This is a genomic window from uncultured Acetatifactor sp., from assembly GCF_948601915.1.
In the GTDB taxonomy this organism is placed as follows: domain Bacteria; phylum Bacillota; class Clostridia; order Lachnospirales; family Lachnospiraceae; genus Acetatifactor.
Genome location: NZ_CAPDXS010000230.1, coordinates 1 through 2,388, shown reverse-complemented (window position 1 = coordinate 2,388; position 2,388 = coordinate 1). Strand labels below are relative to the sequence as shown.

2 protein-coding genes are annotated in these 2,388 nt (G+C 51.9%); one reads left to right on the top strand and one right to left on the bottom strand.

All coding sequences use genetic code 11. The features are described from left to right. Window positions 1–1,027 precede the first annotated feature (1,027 nt). Window positions 1,028–1,780: a LytTR family DNA-binding domain-containing protein gene (locus Q2B33_RS23215; RefSeq protein WP_300573795.1), complete on the bottom strand. Its 753-nt coding sequence runs from the start codon at window positions 1,778–1,780 to the stop codon at window positions 1,028–1,030. A gap of 243 nt (window positions 1,781–2,023) precedes the next feature. On the opposite strand from Q2B33_RS23215, the gene Q2B33_RS23210 reads away from it, so the two are divergent. Then, on the top strand, window positions 2,024–2,388 hold a 365-nt coding region (locus Q2B33_RS23210; RefSeq protein WP_300823425.1), incomplete at its 3' end, for a GNAT family N-acetyltransferase.

Here is a 2,388-nt window from a genome sequence, read left to right as displayed (position 1 = left end):
GAGTTCAGACGTGTGCTCTTCCGATCTAATCTGGGCTTTCATCACCTGGAGATGGTTGTGGTAGTCATGCCGCCAGCCCCGCATGTTCAGATAGATTTCCTTCACTTCCTCATACTGATGGCTCAGGATGTCCCGCTGGAAACGCTCTGTCTGGGCTTCAAAGCCATGGCGGTAGGAGGAAGACGTACCCTCCAGTGACAGGAAGAAAAGCAGCTCCACCGCAATGACGCCAAGCAGCAGTTCCATGTCCGCGGTCTCCCTGCTCTTCCACAGATACAGGCTCAGAATGCCATAGACGGCAAGGTACGCCGGGCCGCTCCATATCCGGAAGCTCCGGATGTTTCGGAAACGCCCGCAGGAGCCTTCCTTCCCACAGGCCTCTCCTTTTCCATAAATAGCTTCCCTGCCGCGGAAGTCCCCTCTTCCCTCCGCATATGCCAACAGCAGCAGAAAAGCCGCCATGACCGCCCCATTGACTGACACAAGCGAAACCGGGGACTCCGCCAGCGCCGCAGGCACCAGCATGCAGCCCGGAGCCAGCGCTTTCCGCCACTGCTGCCTGAAAGGGGCCCCATCATAGAACAGCACATATAAAAAGAAGACCAGCACGATGACCAGCCAGCCTACAGCCGTCAGCCATCTTGCGGCTGACGCGCCCATAGGCACAGCCAGGGGCGCGATTCCCACGGCCAGCGCCGTTCCTCCTGTGATTCCCCACAGGGCGATCCGCTTTATCTTCCCTTTTTGCAGGTCGCAGATCTGCTCTATATAATATTGATATAATGCCAGCCAAATCAGCCAGATTCCCAGTCGCAGCATCGTACTTCCCCTCAGGGGATTTATCCCCCGCGTTCCCCATGCCATTTCTTTCAGCACTTTCTATACATCTTGCCCTTTGTACTTCCTGTAGATTCTATCTTACCCTGCTCGGCCAGACTTTTCAGCAGCTCTTACCACCCCTCCAAAGTCCGATGCCTTATCCCATGCGCCTTGCTGCATTTTTCCAAAATCGACATATGGTCCTGCCTCAAAAGCTCTGCCTTCGGAAATACGCCATATAGACCCGGTTCAGCTCTTCCCATTTTCCCCTGGCGATGGGAATCGTCATCCGGTTGTCCATTCGGATTTCTTTCTTCCCGATCCGCTCCACATGCTCCAGGTTGACGCAGTAGGATCTGTGTGGCTTGAAAAAGGAGTCCCGGAGGCTCATATCTTCCATCAGTTTCTGCTCCATCTGTCGGATTCCGGATCTGCAGATCAGTTTCTCCCTGTCTCTCTTCCAGAGGATGCAGTCATGCCCGTCGCCCTCCAGGCAGCAGATATCCGACAGGTACACCTTCTCCACTTCCCCGCCGAACAGCGCTACGATGATTGCCGCCCTGTGGGCGATGCGCTCCCTGGCTCTGTCCAGCGCAGCCCACAGTCTCTGCCTTTTCACAGGCTTCACGATATAGGACACGGCCTCCAGGTCGTACCCCTCCAGCGCGAAATCCGGATTGCCTGTCACGAAGATGATGCTGACGTAATCTCCCATCTGCCGCAGCTTCCTGGCCAGCGCCATGCCGTCCGTCCCGGGCATCTCGATGTCCAGGAGAAGGATATCTGTATCTTTCCTCTCTTCCCACGCGAACAGAAAGGCATCCGCGCAGGGATACCGCTCCACGCTGCAGGTCTCCCCGTCCGCCCCGGAATGCCCTCCCTGCACTGCCCAGCTCTCAATCTCCCCGGACAGATAATCCAGGAATCTTTTGTCATCGTCACATATGGCTAAATGTAGCATATCTCCTCAATCTCCCCTGCCGGGATTCCTTGCAAAATCTTTTGTCATTATACTTTAATCCTATCTATTTTTCAATACGAAATGTGTTGCCGCAGTAGTGCAGACGGATAGTCGGAACGGATATAGAGCGTGATTGTTTTCGGCGGGGAGATGTGCTATATTTGAATTTGTAAGCCAACCAATGAATTCCGATACTTGGTGGGGGATACGACAACAGTAAAATGATTGTTGGAGGAAAAGCACATGGAATATAAAGAAAATGCGTTAGGCTATGAGGATTATCGTAAGCTAAGGGAAAGCGTTGAGTGGTTGCCTTATTCAAAAGAGCAGACACAAAAAGCTCTTGACAATAGTCTATACACGATAATAGCAGTTGACGATGATCAGACTATCGGAATGGGGAGATTGATAGGTGACGGAGTGTACTATATGATAGCTGATATTGTGGTACACCCGAATCATCAGAGACAGGGTGTCGGCAATAAAATTGTCAATATGATAATTGAATATGTTGAAAAGGCTACACCAATAGGCGGACGTTCCAGCATACAGTTGATTGCAGTAAAAGGAAAAGAAGCATTTTATGAAAAAATGGGGTTTAAAATAAT